The sequence below is a fragment of the Listeria marthii genome, from assembly GCF_014227425.1.
Classification (GTDB): domain Bacteria; phylum Bacillota; class Bacilli; order Lactobacillales; family Listeriaceae; genus Listeria; species Listeria marthii.
This window is the reverse complement of the sequence record NZ_JAASWB010000004.1, coordinates 1-16,512: the sequence shown is the minus strand read 5'-3', so window position 1 is coordinate 16,512 and position 16,512 is coordinate 1. Positions and strand designations below refer to the sequence as shown.

Here is a 16,512-nt window from a genome sequence, read left to right as displayed (position 1 = left end):
TTTGTTTTGCTATTTTTCTAACGGGTAGATATAATGTAGATGTACCAAAATTGAATGAGTGGAGTGATTTTTTATGGCAACAACATTAGAGGTCCAGAAAAGAGAAACAACGCAACATTCAGAAGTAACGAGATTGCGTAGTGAAGGAAAAGTACCTGGAATTATTTATGGTTACAAATCAGAGAATGTTCCAGTTTCCGTTGATTCTTTGGAATTAATCAAAGCAGTTCGTGACAATGGTCGAAACGCCGTATTTTCAGTGACTGTAGACGGCAAGAAATTAAATGTTCTATTGCATGAATATCAAGTGGATCCGTTAAAAGACGTTTTAGTACACGTTGATTTACTAGCGGTTGATATGAATGAAGAAGTTGAGACCGATGTTCGCGTGGTATTAGTTGGCGATGCACCTGGCGTTAAAGCTGGCGGCGTATTACAGCAAATTATCCATGACGTAAAAGTTTCAGCAACACCAGAAAAATTACCAGAAACAATTGAATTAGACATTTCTTCATTAGAAATCGGTGATGTTTTAACAACAAACGATCTTCCAGAAAACAAAGACTATGTCGTGCAAGCAGAGGAAGAAGAAACAGTAGTTACTGTATCTGCTCCGCGTGCTGAAGAAGAACCAACGACTACGGAAGCGCCAGAGCCAGAAGCTGTACATGGTAAAGATGAAGAGCCTGTTGAATAATTTCTAATAAATAACGATGGGAGATTCGCATTTATTTGCGATATCTTCCATTTTTTTTGTTATAATAGTTTCGAGAAGGAGGCGTTTATATGCTTGATAAATCAGTACCACATATTTCTGTTGCGATGGTCAATCACAATGCCGCGAATTATCCGGAGTTTCATTTACCAGCGGGATATTCTTTTTGCTTTTATAAAGAAGGATTGGAAGAAGATTGGTGTAGATTACAATTAGAAACTGGTCAGGTACCATCAATGGATAGTATTCGCGCTCGTTTTGAAACGGAATTTGGAACTAAAAAAGAGAAATTGGCCAAGCGTTGTGTCTTTGTGCAAGCGCCTAAAGGTGAACTTATTGGAACAGCAATGCTTTGGGACGGGGATACATTTGGCGAAATGGCGAGCCGGATTCATTGGGTTGCTGTACTTGATTCCCACGGTGGAAAAGGTATCGCAAAAGCTTTGTTATCCAAAATCCTCGGCATAAATAAAAATGATTTTGTCTATTTGACTACACAAACCGGAAGTTACCAAGCAATCTATTTATATCGAAAATTCGGTTTTGAAAAATATATCGGAAAAACGCCCGAAAATTGGAAAACGGCAGACTTTCAAGCTGGAAATGAAACAGCGTGGCAAATAATTGAAAATAAAATTGCTGAACACCAAGCATAGTTGGAAAACTTTCAACCAAGTGCAATCCATGTTATAATCAAAAAAACATCGAAACAAAAACCAGTTCATTCGTGAAGTGGTTTCGTTCATGTAAGGAGAAGCTTTTATGAAATTAATTGCAGGACTCGGAAATCCGGGCAAAAAATACGAACGTACCCGGCATAATGTCGGTTTTATGGTAGTTGATGAGCTGAGTTTCCGCCATCAAACGCCTTGGAAAAAATCCAAATTTAATGGTATGACAAGTGAAATTAATGTCGGCGGCGAAAAAATGATTTTAGTTAAACCACTCACTTTTATGAATGCTTCTGGAGAATGTATTCGTCCGCTGATGGACTATTACAACATACCGATTGAAGATGTTGTAATTGTGTATGATGATCTTGATTTACCAGTTGGGAAAATCAGATTACGCCAAAAAGGTAGTGCCGGTGGACATAATGGGATGAAATCAATTATCCAGCATGTTAAAACCCAAGAGTTTAACCGCATTCGTGTTGGTGTGAGTCGCCCTATAAAAGGGGAAGTCATTAACTACGTGTTAGGAGATTTTCCTAAAGCCGAACAACCGGATATTATCGCAGCAATCCAAAAAAGTGCGGATGCCATCGAAGACTTTGCGCAAACGCCATTTATAGAAGTAATGAATAAATACAATCAAAAATAAACAATGACGAGACGTGGTAATTTTTTTGCCACGTATTTCGGTCTTTCTTCGGACGCGTGATTGACTCTTGCGCCCTGTAGAATGAATTTTCTGACAAAAAAGGAGCTGTTTTCCCTTGAAAGGATTACAACAATTAATATATGAACAAAAAGATATTCGAGCGGTATTAAAAGCGCTTGATGAAAAAGAAAAAGCACAACTTGTCACCGGGCTCACAGGTTCTTCGCGCGCGTTATTTGCAAGCGTGGTAGAAGGAGCGTCAAAGCGACAAGTTGTATTTGTCACGCACAATTTATATCATGCGCAAAAATTATATGATGATCTACTTTCATTAATGGACGTTGATCGCCTATTTTTATACCCAGCAGATGAATTGATTTCTTCTGAGCTAAGTATTTCTAGCCCGGAGCTTCGTGGTCAACGTGTTGAAGCACTCGATTTCTTACTGTCCGGAAAACCGGGCATTGTCATCGTCCCAGTTGCTGGACTTAGAAAAATGCTTCCGCCAGTTTCGCTTTGGAAAGATTTTAATATCTCCATTGTGGAAGGCGAAGAAATTGACCCAGATGTTTTACGCCAAAAATTGGTGACTATGGGTTACACGATGAGCGGAATGGTAAATACCCCGGGAGAATTCAGCGTTCGCGGCGGGATTATTGATATTTACCCGATTACAGAAGAATTCCCGATTAGAATAGAACTTTTTGATACCGAAGTGGACTCCCTTCGTTTCTTTGATGTGGAAACACAACGCTCGACAACACGTGTGGAAGAATTCCGATTACTTCCGGCAACAGAAATCATTTTAGATCAAAGCTATTATCCTGACATCGTCCAACGTTTGGAAAAGAAAATGACGCTCACTTTAAATGAACTAAAAGAAGATGCGGATAAACAAGCACTTGTTGAAAATTTAGAAGAAGAGTTGGAAATGTTGCGTTCTGGCGTAAAACCAGACATGTTCTTTAAATATATCGGTCTAGCTTATCCTGATCCAGCTTCACTTTTCGATTATTTACCGAAAAATACGGCGATTTTACTTGATGAATTTGCGCGGATTTTAGAAACGGAAGAAAGTTTGGAACGGGAAGAAGCGGAGTGGCAGACGGAAACGTTAAGCCGAATGGAAACAGTTCGCGACGTGCAAGTAAGCCATTCTTTCAAAAAATTATTAGAAGCGAACCAATCGCCCAAAATTTACTTATCTCTTTTTCAAAAACAAATGGCGAGTATGCGCGCATCGAAAACGACCAACATCGTTTATAAACAAATGCAGCAATTCCACGGTCAAATGAATGTTTTAAAAACGGAGCTAGAAAGCTGGCATAAAAACAATTATTCAGTAGTAATATTGGCGCCGAATTTAGAGCGTGCGGAAAAAATGCAGCAAACCTTGGCCGATTACGATATGGAAAGCACCATTTTAAAAGAAGAATCGGATGTACCAAAATACGGAATGGTTCAATTTGTCATCGGAACATTCCAGAACGGCTTTGAACTACCGCTTGCCAAAGTAGCGATTATTAGCGAAACCGAACTTTTTAATAAAAAAATCAAAAAGGTGAAAAAACGCCAAAAACTTTCCAATGCTGAGCGAATCCAAAGTTATTCCGAGTTAAAAGTTGGCGATTATGTGGTTCATGTCAATCACGGTATCGCGCGCTATGTCGGGATGGAAACACTAGACATTAACGGCGTGCATAAAGATTATCTGCTACTTGTTTATCAAGGCGAAGATAAACTTTTTATCCCAGTTGATCAACTTGATTTAGTTCAAAAATACGTTGGGGCAGAAGGTAAGTCGCCGAGATTGAATAAACTTGGCGGCGCTGAATGGAAACGTGTTAAGAAGAAAGTGCAAGCCTCCGTCCAAGATATTGCGGACGATTTAATCAAACTTTATGCCGAACGCGAAGCTGAAAAAGGCTATGCGTTTAGCGCGGATGACGAAATGCAACGCGAATTCGAAGATGCTTTCCCGTATCAAGAAACCGAAGACCAATTGCGTTCGATTTCTGAAATCAAAAAAGACATGGAACGACCGCGCCCAATGGATCGCCTTTTGGTTGGGGATGTTGGTTACGGAAAAACCGAAGTGGCCCTTAGAGCTGCATTCAAAGCTATTATGGATGGCAAACAAGTCGCCTTTTTAGTGCCGACAACCATTTTAGCGCAACAACACTATGAAACAATGAAAGAACGTTTCCAAGGCTTCCCAATCGAAATTGGTCTTTTAAGCCGTTTCCGCACGAAAAAACAACAAACAGAAACATTAAAGGGTATGAAAAATGGTACAGTCGATGTAGTTGTCGGCACACACCGCTTATTATCAAAAGATGTGGAGTATCAAGACTTAGGCTTACTCATTGTCGATGAAGAACAACGATTCGGCGTAACACATAAAGAAAAAATCAAACAAATGCGTTCCAAAATAGACGTATTAACACTTACCGCAACACCTATTCCGAGAACGCTACACATGTCGATGCTCGGCGTTCGTGACCTATCTGTTATCGAAACACCGCCAGCAAACCGTTTCCCAGTGCAAACCTATGTTGCGGAACAAAATAACGTTTTAGTCCGCGAAGCAATCGAACGGGAACTAGCGCGTGACGGACAAGTGTACTATCTATACAACCGGGTTGAATCCATTACCCAAAAAGCAGATGAGATTTCTGCAATGGTCCCTGATGCTCGAGTGGCAACTGCGCACGGCCAAATGGGCGAATCAGAACTAGAATCCGTCATTTTAAGCTTCCTTGAAGGCGAATTCGATGTACTCGTAACAACAACGATTATTGAAACAGGCGTAGATATTCCAAATGTTAATACACTGTTCGTTCAAGATGCTGACCGAATGGGTCTTTCTCAACTTTATCAGTTGCGCGGACGGGTAGGTCGTTGGAACAGAATAGCATATGCTTACTTCATGTATCAAAAAGATAAAATTTTGCGTGAGGAAGCTGAGAAACGCTTATCAGCCATTAAGGAATTTACCGAATTAGGTTCTGGTTTCAAAATTGCAATGCGTGATTTATCCATTCGAGGTGCCGGAAATATTCTAGGTGCCCAACAACATGGCTTTATCGATTCAGTCGGGTTCGATCTTTACTCGCAAATGCTCAAAGAAGCAATCGAAGCGAAAAAACCAAAAGAAGAACAAAAACAAATCGTCCCAGTCGAAATTGATATTCAAGCTGATGCGTACATTCCGGAATATTATATTACAGATGGTCGCCAAAAAATCGAGATGTACAAACGTTTCCGCAATATAGAAGTATTGAGCGAACTCGAGGACTTACAAAGTGATATGATTGACCGTTTTGGGGAATATCCAGAAGAAGTCGAATATTTATTCACAATGACCGAACTCAAGGTCCACGCACTGGAAGTTGGCATTGAATCCGTAAAACAAGAACAAAATAAAATTACTATGCTATTCTCAGAAAGTGGTACAGCTGGTATTCGCGGCGATGTCGTAATGCAAATTATTGGCGAATTTGGTCGCATGGTCGGCGTTGGAATGGAAGGCACACAACTTAAAATCACGATCAACGTCCAAAATAAACCTTTAAAAGAATGGTTATACCAAGTGAAAAGTTTGGCTGAAAAACTTCGTGGCGCTATGAAAGAAAAAGTATCTACCGAAAATTGATAACTTATTAAGAAGAAAGGAGGTGGCGGGATGTCAGAACGTTCCATGAAGCGACTAATGAAAGGAGCAGCTTGGCTAACCGCTGCCTCGCTTATCTCTAAAATACTTAGCGCAGTTTACCGCGTACCTTTTCAAAATATGGTGGGCGACGTCGGATTTTATATTTTTCAACAAGTTTACCCGATTTATGGAATCGCGATGACGCTTGCACTCGGTGGCTTCCCTGTTGTTATTTCGAAAATGTTAGCAGAAGCAGAAGGGGATTTCAGGCGACAACAAATCATTATGCGAGCAGTTTCGCGGATGCTCCGGATTGTAAGTATTGCGATTTTCGTCTTTTTATTCCTGTTTGCCAATGTAATCGCGATGATGATGGGCGACCCAGCCTTGTCAGAATTAATCCGCGTCATTAGCTTCGTTTTTCTACTTATGCCGCAACTCGCGTTTATGCGTGGCTTTTTCCAAGGTGAAGGAGACATGATACCGACCGCGATTTCGCAAACAGTCGAACAAATCATTCGAGTGGCGATAATTTTGATTGGAGCAGGACTGGCACTTCACTTCGGCTTTGATTTATATGATGCTGGCTCGATGGCAATGAGTGGCGCCTTTTTCGGCGGGGTTTCCGGAATCTTCATTTTGCGTCACTTTTACAATAAAAAAGTTTCACTTGGCGAAGGAATTCAACCAGCCGTATTTGCTAATAAAGAAGAAAAAGTCGGTATCGGTCGCGCGTTTTTACGACAAAGTGTGGCAATTTGTGTGGTTAGCTCGATGCTGATTTTATTCCAGCTAGTCGATTCCTTCCAAGTGTATCGGTTAATGAGCGACTCCGGCATCCCGGATTTCATCGCCAAATCACTCAAAGGAATATACGACCGCGGCCAGCCAATCTTGCAATTAGGTCTAGTCATCTCGACCGGGCTCGCACTCGCGCTCGTCCCAATGATCACGGCCGCAAGAGTCCAAGGTCAGCAAAAAGAACTAAAACGCTCCGTATTATTAGCAATCAAAATCACGCTAATTTTAGCCGGTGCAGAAACAGTTGGCCTTATCGTCATCATGCGCCCACTAAATCAAATGCTATTCCAAACTCCAGACGGCACATTCGTCTTACAATTATTCATGCCGGCCGTTTTCCTTAGCTCGCTCATCATCATGTTAAGCAGCATTTTGCAAGGCTTCGGAAAAATCGCCGTACCCGCAGTTGGCGTTGGAATTGGACTTATTGTAAAATGGATATCAGGAAGCATTCTTATCCCAAGGCTCGCAACGATGGGCGCATCGATTTCAACATGTATTGGCTTACTTGTCATCCTGATTATTTGTTACGTTTCGCTAAAACAAACAATCCGAGTACCATTCGTTGAAAAAACAATGCTTATTCGATTGCTCGCAGCTTTAGCCCTCATGGCCGTTTTCCCATGCTTGTTCGAATGGTTAGCTCCACTAGAAACCAGACTCGGCAGCGCATTCCAAGCGATAGTCAGTGCCATAATCGGCGGCGGGGTTTTCCTGATTTTTGCGCTAAGATACAAATTGCTCGGTCCAAAAGATTTCGTTTTCCTTCCGTTTGGCTCCAAATTGCTCGCACTTAGCAAATTGGTTGCGCGGAAATAATTAATATAAAGTAGGTGGATAAAATGGCAACAACTATGCGATTAGATAAATATTTAAAAGTATCTCGCTTAATTAAAAGACGTACAGTAGCAAAAGAAGTAGCAGAAAAAGGACGTATTGCTGTAAACGGAGTAACTGCAAAACCAGGAACTAACGTAAAATCCGGTGATGAACTAGTTATTCGCTTCGGTCCTAAAATCGTTACAGCAAAAATTGAACGCCTAGAAGAAAATGCGAAAAAAGAACAAGCAACAGAAATGTACACGATTATTAAAGAAGAACGCACAGACGAAAGCAGATAACAAAAAATCGTTTGAAATGGCACTGTTTAGCCGATTTCAAACGATTTTTTGTTAAGCAAGAAAAAGCACAAACAATTTTTTATCAAAAAGTCAAGAAAAATATCATAAAATTAGCGGATTCCAATAGACAAATGCCCGATTTATTGATATCATTTTAAGCAAGAAACGTTTTTTTCTCTACCGAAAATCATAGACAATAAGCAAATAAGAATATGGGAGGGACGATATATGAAAAAAGCCGAATCAAAAGTGGCGAGAATAGAAAATCGCTACATAAAAGATACCGCAACAATGAAAAAAACTCGTAGTCGTCGCCGCGTTGCCCTATTCCGTAGACTTGCATTTATGGCTATTATTTTTGCTGTGGTAGGTGGACTATTAACCATTACGTACACCAAACAAGTGCTAACGCTCAAAGAGAAAAAGGCAAAGCAAGTGCAAGTGGATAAAAAAATGGTTGCAATGAAAGATGAAGAAGAAGCACTAAATGATCAAATCAAGAAACTTCATAATGATGAGTACATAGCTAAATTAGCAAGAAGCGAATATTATCTATCCAAAGATGGAGAAATTATTTTTAATATTCCTGAAGAGAATTCGAAACAAAAAGAGTAAGTCACAGCTGAGCCGTCATTCTCCATGGTAGAATCAAAGGGAAAATAGAGTTGAGTATATTTGGAGTTTGTGAGTTTGACTGTTTGACACTCTTTTTATTATAGCTATAATTAAGCAATAGAGTGATATTTTAAGGAGGACGCATTTTTTTATGTCGATCGAAGTAGGCAACAAGTTACAAGGTAAAGTTACTGGGATTACTAATTTTGGAGCATTTGTGGAGCTAGAAGGTGGCAAAACAGGTTTAGTTCATATTAGTGAGGTAGCAGATAACTATGTTAAGGACATTAATGACATCTTAACTGTAGGGGATGAAGTTACTGTCAAAGTAATGAATATTGGTGATGATGGTAAGATTGGTCTGTCCATTCGTAAAGCAGTAGATCGTCCGGACCGCCCAGAAAAAAGTTATGATCGTAAGCCAAAATACAGCAAAAAACCTGCTGGGAACTATGTGAAACCAGCCGAGAGCTTTGAAGATATAATGTCTAAATTCTTGAAAGATAGTGATGAAAGACTAACTACTATCAAACGTCAAACAGAATCCAAACGTGGCGGCCGAGGAGCAAAACGCGGCTAATACGCTAAAATTAATTGTAAAGTAGATGCACCGTATTGGATCATAATACGGTGCACTTTTTAATAAAAAATGTGAGAGCCGAATTTCGAAGGAAGGTTTTCTTGAATGGATGACACCAAAAAACGAGTACATAAGTATATCGAGAAACATGACTTAATCCGATCCGACGATAAATTGCTTGTGGCAGTTTCTGGCGGTCCGGATTCTTTGGCTTTACTGCATTTTTTATGGGAGTCAAAGCTAATTCCAAAAGAAGCAATCTCGGTCGCGCATTTAAATCATCACTTGCGAGAAAACGCGGCGAAAGAGCAACAACTCGTCGAAATTTTTTGCAAACAACATAACCTCCCGTTTTACACGGAAGAAGTTGATGTGAAAAAACAAGCCCAAGTTTTGCAAAAAGGCATTGAAGAAACAGCCCGCATTGTCAGATATGATTTCTTTGAAAAAATAATGGCGGAGCAAAATATCAACAAATTAGTTCTCGCACATCACGCAGATGACCAGATCGAAACAATCCTAATGCGACTTGTTCGCGGAAGTTCCAGTATCGGCTGGTCAGGCATACAGCCAAAACGCGAGGTGAAAGGCGGATATGCGATAAGGCCATTTTTACCAATTACAAAGGCAGAAATTATCGAGTACGCACATAAACACAGTCTTGCATACGAAATCGATGAGTCAAATACGAGTCAAGAATACACAAGAAACCGCTACCGAACACAACTTTTACCATTCTTGAAACAAGAAAATCCAGCTGTTTATGCGCACTTCGAAAGATTTTCCGAAGAAACCAGCGAAGATTTCGGATATTTAGAGGAACTTGCGAGCGATTTATTACAGAAAAACCTCCTCAAAAACGGCAAAAAGACAACACTTTTACTTAGTAGCTTTAAAAATGAAGCGAATCCTTTACAACGCCGCGCAATTCATTTACTATTGAGATATCTGTACAATGAAGATGCCCGTTTTATTACGGTTAATCACATATATCAGATTATCCAAATGATTCAAAGCGACAATCCATCTAGTTCAATTGATTTACCAAATAAACTCATTGCTAGTAGAACTTACAACGAACTCCATTTCCAATTTGGGGAAAGAGATGCTCCATCTGAGTTTTATCATCAATTAGAACTGAATGACCGCATTGAGTTAGATGATAAAGCAAGCATCCGTTTAAAGTTAAAAAGTTCCGTTGTTCAAACAAATGGGCTAAATGGAATGCTACTGGATGCTGAAGAAATAACACTTCCTTTAATTGTTCGAAACCGTGTGAACGGCGACAGAATGACGATGAAAGGACAAGCAGGTAGTAAGAAACTAAAAGATATTTTCATCGATGCCAAAATACCAAGGCAAGAACGCGATAATCTACCCGTGATAACAGACTATACTGGAAAAATCCTTTGGGTTCCCGGTGTGAAAAAGTCTGCATATGACCGAGCATTTAGTCGCAGCAAAAAGCAATACATTATTAGGTACACTCGAAATATAGGAGGAAACGAGAGCATGCATAATGATATTCAGAAAGTACTGATATCGGAGGACGAATTACAAGAGAAAATTCGTGAACTCGGTCGTGAGTTGACAACAGAATATGAAGGACGTAACCCATTAGTAGTTGGGGTATTAAAAGGTGCAACTCCTTTTATGACTGATTTACTTAAAAGAGTAGACACATACTTAGAAATGGACTTCATGGACGTATCCAGTTACGGAAATGGTACAGTGTCATCAGGTGAAGTGAAAATCATCAAAGACCTTAACGCATCAGTAGAAGGCCGCGATGTACTTGTAATTGAAGATATCATTGATAGCGGGCGTACACTTAGTTATCTAGTAGACCTAATCAAATACCGCAAAGCAAAATCAGTTAAGTTAGTTACTTTACTGGATAAGCCAGCCGGACGCAATGTAGAAATTGAAGCGGATTATGTAGGCTTTGTCGTACCAAATGAATTTGTCGTTGGATACGGTTTAGATTACGCAGAACGCTACCGCAATCTACCATATATCGGCATTTTAAAACCAGAAATTTACAGCGAGTGAAATTAATTAACAAACAGAACTATTCTTTGTTAAAATGTAATAGATAGCTTTTCAGAAAACGAAAACAAGAAAATCATGCCAAACATGCAAAATAGTGGGCAATCTAGATTCGGTATGCTATCATTAGTCTTAGTTTTCGAAGGTGAAAATAGTATCAATAAATATTAAAAAATCTATATTAATAATAGAATAACTTCGTAAGAGAAAAGCGAAACGGATATGTTTTTAATAATCAGGGGAAGAAAACATTGTTTCTAAATCTGCTATTAGTCAAAAACAACTTTTAAAGGGATAAAAGTCCAGAGAAAGTAAGAATCCAAGCTCTTGCGTGGGAGGAGGTAAGGAATGAACAGGTTTTTTAGAAATGCGATATTTTATGTCATAATATTCCTTGTTATTATCGGGATTGTTTCTTCATTTAACTCAAATAAAGAGGCAGCCAAAGATATTAGCTATTCAGAATTTGTGAGTAAATTAGAAGATGGTAAAGTTAAATCTGTAGAGATACAGCCAGATCGTAGTGTTTATACAATCAATGGGGAATTTAAATCAAGTGATAAAAGTTCTGACGATAAAAAAACCGGTCTTGGCCAAAGTAAAGAAAGTAGCACTGCTTTCACAACATACGCTTTAAATAGCGATACTTCACTTGATGATTTACAAAAAACAATCAAAAGTGAAGATGTGAAAATGGAGGTAGTACCTGCTAAACAAAACAGCGGTTGGGTTACATTCCTAACTTCTATTGTACCGTTCTTAATTATCTTCATCCTCTTCTTCTTCCTAATGAGCCAGTCTCAAGGTGGCGGCGGTGGTAAAGTAATGAGCTTTGGTAAAAGTAAAGCCAAACTTTACAACGACGACAAGAAGAAAGTTCGCTTCACAGATGTAGCTGGAGCAGACGAAGAAAAACAAGAACTTGTTGAAGTAGTAGAATTCCTAAAAGATCCGCGTAAATTTGCGGACTTAGGCGCTCGTATTCCTAAAGGTGTCCTTTTAGTAGGGCCTCCGGGTACTGGTAAAACCTTGCTAGCTCGTGCAGTTGCCGGTGAAGCAGGCGTGCCATTCTTCTCTATCTCAGGTTCAGACTTTGTAGAAATGTTTGTCGGTGTCGGTGCAAGCCGTGTCCGTGACTTATTCGAAAATGCGAAGAAAAATGCACCATGTATCATTTTCATTGATGAAATTGACGCAGTTGGTCGTCAACGTGGAGCTGGAATGGGCGGCGGTCACGATGAACGTGAACAAACCCTAAACCAATTACTAGTTGAAATGGACGGTTTCGGCGGCAATGAAGGCATCATCATTATTGCAGCAACTAACCGTGCAGACGTACTTGACCCAGCACTTCTTCGTCCAGGCCGTTTTGACCGTCAAATTATGGTTGATCGTCCAGACGTTAAAGGCCGTGAAGCAGTACTTCGCGTTCATGCTCGTAACAAACCACTTGCTAAAAGTGTTGATCTAAAAGCAATCGCACAACGTACACCAGGATTCTCTGGTGCCGATTTAGAAAACTTACTGAATGAAGCAGCACTCGTTGCCGCTCGTTCCGATAAGAAAGAAATAGACATGAGTGACCTCGATGAAGCTAGTGACCGCGTAATTGCTGGACCAGCTAAGAAAAACCGAGTTATCTCTGAAAAAGAACGCCGCACAGTCGCTTATCATGAAGGTGGTCACGTTATCGTCGGAATGGTACTTGATGAAGCGGAAGTCGTGCATAAAGTTACCATCGTTCCTCGTGGGCAAGCTGGTGGTTATGCCGTAATGTTACCAAAAGAAGATCGCTTCCTAATGACGAAAGCTGAGTTAATGGACCGTATCACTGGTTTGCTTGGTGGACGCGTAGCCGAAGAAGTCACTTTTGGTGAAGTAACAACTGGTGCAAGTAATGACTTTGAACGTGCCACTGAACTTGCTCGCCGCATGGTAACTGAATGGGGTATGAGTGACAAAATTGGACCGCTTCAATTCACTTCTGGCAATGGACAAGTGTTCATGGGCCGCGATTTTGGTAGCGACAAAGGATATTCCGATAAAATCGCTTACGAAATCGATACAGAAGTTCAAAGCTTAATCCGCTACTGTTATGACCGCGCTAAAACAATCATCACAGAACACCAAGAACAACATAAACTTATCGCGGAAACATTACTAAAAGTAGAAACATTAGATGCTCGCCAAATTCGTTCCCTATTTGATGACGGTGTAATGCCTCCAGATATCGATACGATTGACGTAGAAGCTGAATACCCTTCCGAAAAAGACGAAGAAGTAGGTAAATCTTTTGAAGAAGAAAAACAAGACTTGAAAGAAGAAAAAGTCGAAGAAACAGAGGAACAATCAAAAGAAGTAACTTCGGAAGATGCTCCAAACATTGAGCAAACGCCAAACGATAAAAAAGACGAATAAAATCAAAGAGGCTGGGCTTTCCCAGTCTCTTTTTTGAAGCTATATTATTCGGATTTTTAAGTAAAACATGTTATGATACGTTAGAAAAATCTTCTAAAGGACGGTATTTAAACTTATGATACTTGTAATTGACGTTGGGAATACTAACTGTACTGTCGGAGTTTACAAACAACAAAAACTTCTAAAACATTGGCGGATGACAACAGATCGTCATCGCACGTCCGATGAATTAGGAATGACAGTCTTGAACTTTTTTTCATATGCGAATTTAACTCCTTCTGATATTCAAGGGATTATTATTTCGTCCGTTGTTCCGCCAATCATGCACGCAATGGAAACAATGTGTGTCCGCTATTTTAATATCCGACCATTAATCGTTGGTCCAGGAATAAAAACCGGCATCAATCTAAAAGTCGATAATCCTCGCGAAATCGGTTCTGACCGAATCGTAAACGCCGTAGCAGCATCGGAAGAATACGGCACGCCGGTTATCGTAGTCGATTTTGGCACAGCAACCACGTTTTGCTATATCGATGAGTCCGGTGTATACCAAGGTGGCGCAATTGCTCCTGGCATTATGATTTCAACCGAAGCCTTATACAACCGTGCTGCCAAACTCCCGCGTGTAGATATTGCTGAATCGAATCAAATCATTGGAAAATCCACCGTGGCATCCATGCAAGCCGGTATTTTCTACGGTTTTGTCGGCCAATGCGAAGGAATTATCGCAGAAATGAAAAAACAATCCAATGCAAGCCCAGTGGTAGTCGCAACAGGCGGTCTAGCTCGGATGATAACAGAAAAATCTTCCGCAGTAGACATTTTAGATCCATTTTTAACATTAAAAGGTCTAGAACTTCTATATAGAAGAAATAAACCAACTACAGAAAAATAAAAGGAGTTTTATATAATGAGTGATTATTTAGTTAAAGCGTTAGCCTACGATGGCATGGCGCGCGTATATGCAGCAGTAACAACCGAAACAATTAAAGAAGCACAAAGAAGACATAATACATGGTCCGTTTCATCCGCCGCACTAGGTAGAACGATGACAGGAACACTTTTCCTTGGAGCAATGCAAAAAGAAGACCAAAAAATCACTGTAAAAATTGAAGGCGATGGCCCAATCGGTCCAATCGTAGCAGACAGTAATGCGCAAGGCCAAATCAGAGGCTATGTAACAAATCCGCACGTCCATTTCAGCGAATTGAATGAAGCGGGAAAACTAGACGTCCGTCGCGGAGTTGGTACATCCGGTATGCTTTCAGTCGTAAAAGATCTAGGCTTTGGTGAAAACTTCACTGGCCAAACACCAATCGTTTCCGGCGAAATCGGCGAAGACTTCACATACTACCTAGCAACATCCGAACAAATCAATTCATCAGTAGGTGTCGGAGTACTCGTTAATCCGGACGATACAATCGAAGCGGCAGGCGGTTTCATGTTGCAGCTACTTCCAGGCGCAACAGATGAAGTCATTGACGAAATCGAAAAAAATCTTTCAGCCTTACCAACAGTTTCTCGGATGATTGAAGCAGGAGAAACACCAGAATCCATTCTAGCTAAACTAGCAGGTGGCGAAGAAAAACTACAAATTTTAGAAAAAATCCCTGTATCTTTCGAATGTAACTGCTCCAAAGAACGTTTTGGTAGCGCAATAATCTCCCTTGGAAAAGAAGAAATCCGCTCCATGATAGAAGAAGATCACGGCGCAGAAGCAGAATGCCATTTTTGCCGAAACACATATGATTTCTCGGAAAAAGAATTAGAAGAACTTTACGAAGAAGCAAAATAATAAAAAAGGGGTACCTAACTGGGTGCTCCTTTTTAAAAGAGATTAAACTTGACAAAACAGGTCGGAATTAATTAAACTAGATGAAAGACCTAAAATAGATAGGAGTGCTTTAATAATGACAATTGCAAATTCAATCACTGATTTAATTGGAAAAACACCGATTGTGAAACTTAACCGTTTACCAGAAGCAGGTAGTGCAGACGTATACGTAAAATTAGAATTCCAAAATCCAGGTGGTAGCGTAAAAGACCGGATTGCTAACGCGATGATCGAAAACGCTGAAAAATCAGGTGCATTAAAACCAGGCGATACAATTATTGAGCCTACAAGTGGTAATACAGGAATCGGCCTAGCGATGGTAGCAGCGGCAAAAGGTTATCAAGCAATCTTCGTAATGCCAGAAACAATGAGCTTAGAACGTCGTAAATTACTTCAAGCATACGGTGCAAAATTAGTATTAACACCGGGACCAGATGGCATGAAAGGCGCAATTGCAAAAGCAGAAGAACTAGCTAAAGAAAATAACTATTTCGTTCCACAACAATTCCACAACCCAGCAAACCCAGCTGTTCACGAAGAAACAACTGGCCCAGAAATCGTTGAAGCTTTCGGTAAAGATGGCTTAGATGCTTTCATTGCAGGAGTAGGAACAGGCGGAACAGTCACAGGCGTAGGACACGTACTTAAAAAGAACTACCCAGATGTAAAAATCTATGCACTTGAACCAGAAGAATCCCCAGTACTTAGCGGCGGATCCCCGTCTCCACATAAAATCCAAGGTATTGGCGCTGGCTTCGTGCCAGATACATTAGATACAAAAGTGTATGATGGCATTCTAAAAGTATCAAGTGAAGATGCCCTAGAAACAGCCCGCGAAGTAGCGAAAAAAGAAGGAATCTTAGTAGGTATTTCTTCCGGAGCAACTATTAAAGCAGCCCTTGACCTTGCAAAAGAACTTGGCGCTGGCAAAAAAGTACTAGCAATCGTTGCAAGTAACGGCGAACGCTACTTGAGCACACCACTTTATAATTTTGAAGACTAATAATCGAAGAGCCTAGTTCTGCTAGGTTCTTTTTTTATGAAAAGAAATAAATACATTTCTTACTATTTTCTAATCAAATGCACAGCAGAAATTTTCTTTTCTTGGTTAATATATAGTCATAAGCTAACAACAAGCAAAACATTTTCATTCTTTCCCCTTTTAGAATGAAAATCCCAAACTCCCTTTTTGACCAGTGTGGTTTACTCCCTTTTTCCACACTGGTTTTTTAATGCGAAAAAATGAAAAGAAAAACCGGAAAATCTCATGAAACTCTAACAAAAATCACAGCATATCCACCAAAAAATTGGTTAATATATATTTATAAGCTAACAACAAGCAAAACATTTTCATTCTTTCCCCTTTTAGAATGAAAATCCCAAACTCCCTTTTTGACCAGT

General features: G+C 40.0%; 13 protein-coding genes. All 13 read left to right on the top strand.

What is annotated here, in order from left to right:
* Nucleotides 1-73: 73 nt before the first annotated feature.
* The 13 genes from HCJ55_RS07770 to cysK all read left to right on the top strand — a co-directional run bounded on the left by HCJ55_RS07770 (nt 74) and on the right by cysK (nt 16,114).
* On the top strand, nt 74-697 hold the full coding sequence (locus HCJ55_RS07770; protein WP_003722740.1) for a 50S ribosomal protein L25/general stress protein Ctc: 624 nt from the start codon (nt 74-76) through the stop codon (nt 695-697).
* A gap of 89 nt (nt 698-786) precedes the next feature.
* A complete protein-coding gene (locus HCJ55_RS07765; RefSeq protein ID WP_185517679.1) occupies nt 787-1,371 on the top strand; it encodes a GNAT family N-acetyltransferase in 585 nt (194 codons plus the stop codon).
* Between the two features lie 106 nt (nt 1,372-1,477).
* Nucleotides 1,478-2,038 carry an aminoacyl-tRNA hydrolase gene (gene pth, locus HCJ55_RS07760; RefSeq protein ID WP_008946616.1) on the top strand — a complete coding sequence of 187 codons (561 nt, stop codon included), beginning with the start codon at nt 1,478-1,480 and terminating at the stop codon, nt 2,036-2,038.
* 115 nt (nt 2,039-2,153) lie between these two features.
* Nucleotides 2,154-5,693 (top strand): transcription-repair coupling factor, encoded by a 3,540-nt coding sequence (gene mfd / locus HCJ55_RS07755; RefSeq protein ID WP_185517677.1) that lies wholly within the window; start codon nt 2,154-2,156, stop codon nt 5,691-5,693.
* Between the two features lie 30 nt (nt 5,694-5,723).
* Complete coding sequence (locus tag HCJ55_RS07750) at nt 5,724-7,313, top strand: putative polysaccharide biosynthesis protein (protein WP_185517674.1); 1,590 nt, start codon at nt 5,724-5,726, stop codon at nt 7,311-7,313.
* Nucleotides 7,314-7,348: 35 nt separating this feature from the next.
* Nucleotides 7,349-7,615, top strand: a complete 267-nt coding sequence (locus tag HCJ55_RS07745; protein ID WP_003740380.1) for an RNA-binding S4 domain-containing protein — start codon at nt 7,349-7,351, stop codon at nt 7,613-7,615.
* A gap of 228 nt (nt 7,616-7,843) precedes the next feature.
* A complete protein-coding gene (locus HCJ55_RS07740) occupies nt 7,844-8,230 on the top strand; it encodes an FtsB family cell division protein (RefSeq protein WP_185502681.1) in 387 nt (128 codons plus the stop codon).
* A gap of 151 nt (nt 8,231-8,381) precedes the next feature.
* Nucleotides 8,382-8,810 (top strand): S1 domain-containing RNA-binding protein, encoded by a 429-nt coding sequence (locus tag HCJ55_RS07735; protein ID WP_003718298.1) that lies wholly within the window; start codon nt 8,382-8,384, stop codon nt 8,808-8,810.
* A gap of 105 nt (nt 8,811-8,915) precedes the next feature.
* Nucleotides 8,916-10,862, top strand: coding sequence for a bifunctional tRNA lysidine(34) synthetase TilS/hypoxanthine phosphoribosyltransferase HprT (locus HCJ55_RS07730; protein ID WP_185517672.1), 1,947 nt, complete (start codon nt 8,916-8,918; stop codon nt 10,860-10,862).
* Between the two features lie 345 nt (nt 10,863-11,207).
* A complete protein-coding gene (gene ftsH / locus HCJ55_RS07725) occupies nt 11,208-13,277 on the top strand; it encodes an ATP-dependent zinc metalloprotease FtsH (RefSeq protein ID WP_185517670.1) in 2,070 nt (689 codons plus the stop codon).
* Between the two features lie 115 nt (nt 13,278-13,392).
* Complete coding sequence (locus HCJ55_RS07720) at nt 13,393-14,172, top strand: type III pantothenate kinase (protein ID WP_185502678.1); 780 nt, start codon at nt 13,393-13,395, stop codon at nt 14,170-14,172.
* 15 nt (nt 14,173-14,187) lie between these two features.
* Nucleotides 14,188-15,072 carry an Hsp33 family molecular chaperone HslO gene (hslO, locus tag HCJ55_RS07715; protein ID WP_185517668.1) on the top strand — a complete coding sequence of 295 codons (885 nt, stop codon included), beginning with the start codon at nt 14,188-14,190 and terminating at the stop codon, nt 15,070-15,072.
* A 115-nt stretch (nt 15,073-15,187) separates the two neighbouring features.
* Nucleotides 15,188-16,114 (top strand): cysteine synthase A, encoded by a 927-nt coding sequence (gene cysK, locus HCJ55_RS07710; protein WP_012984736.1) that lies wholly within the window; start codon nt 15,188-15,190, stop codon nt 16,112-16,114.
* Nucleotides 16,115-16,512 lie beyond the last annotated feature (398 nt).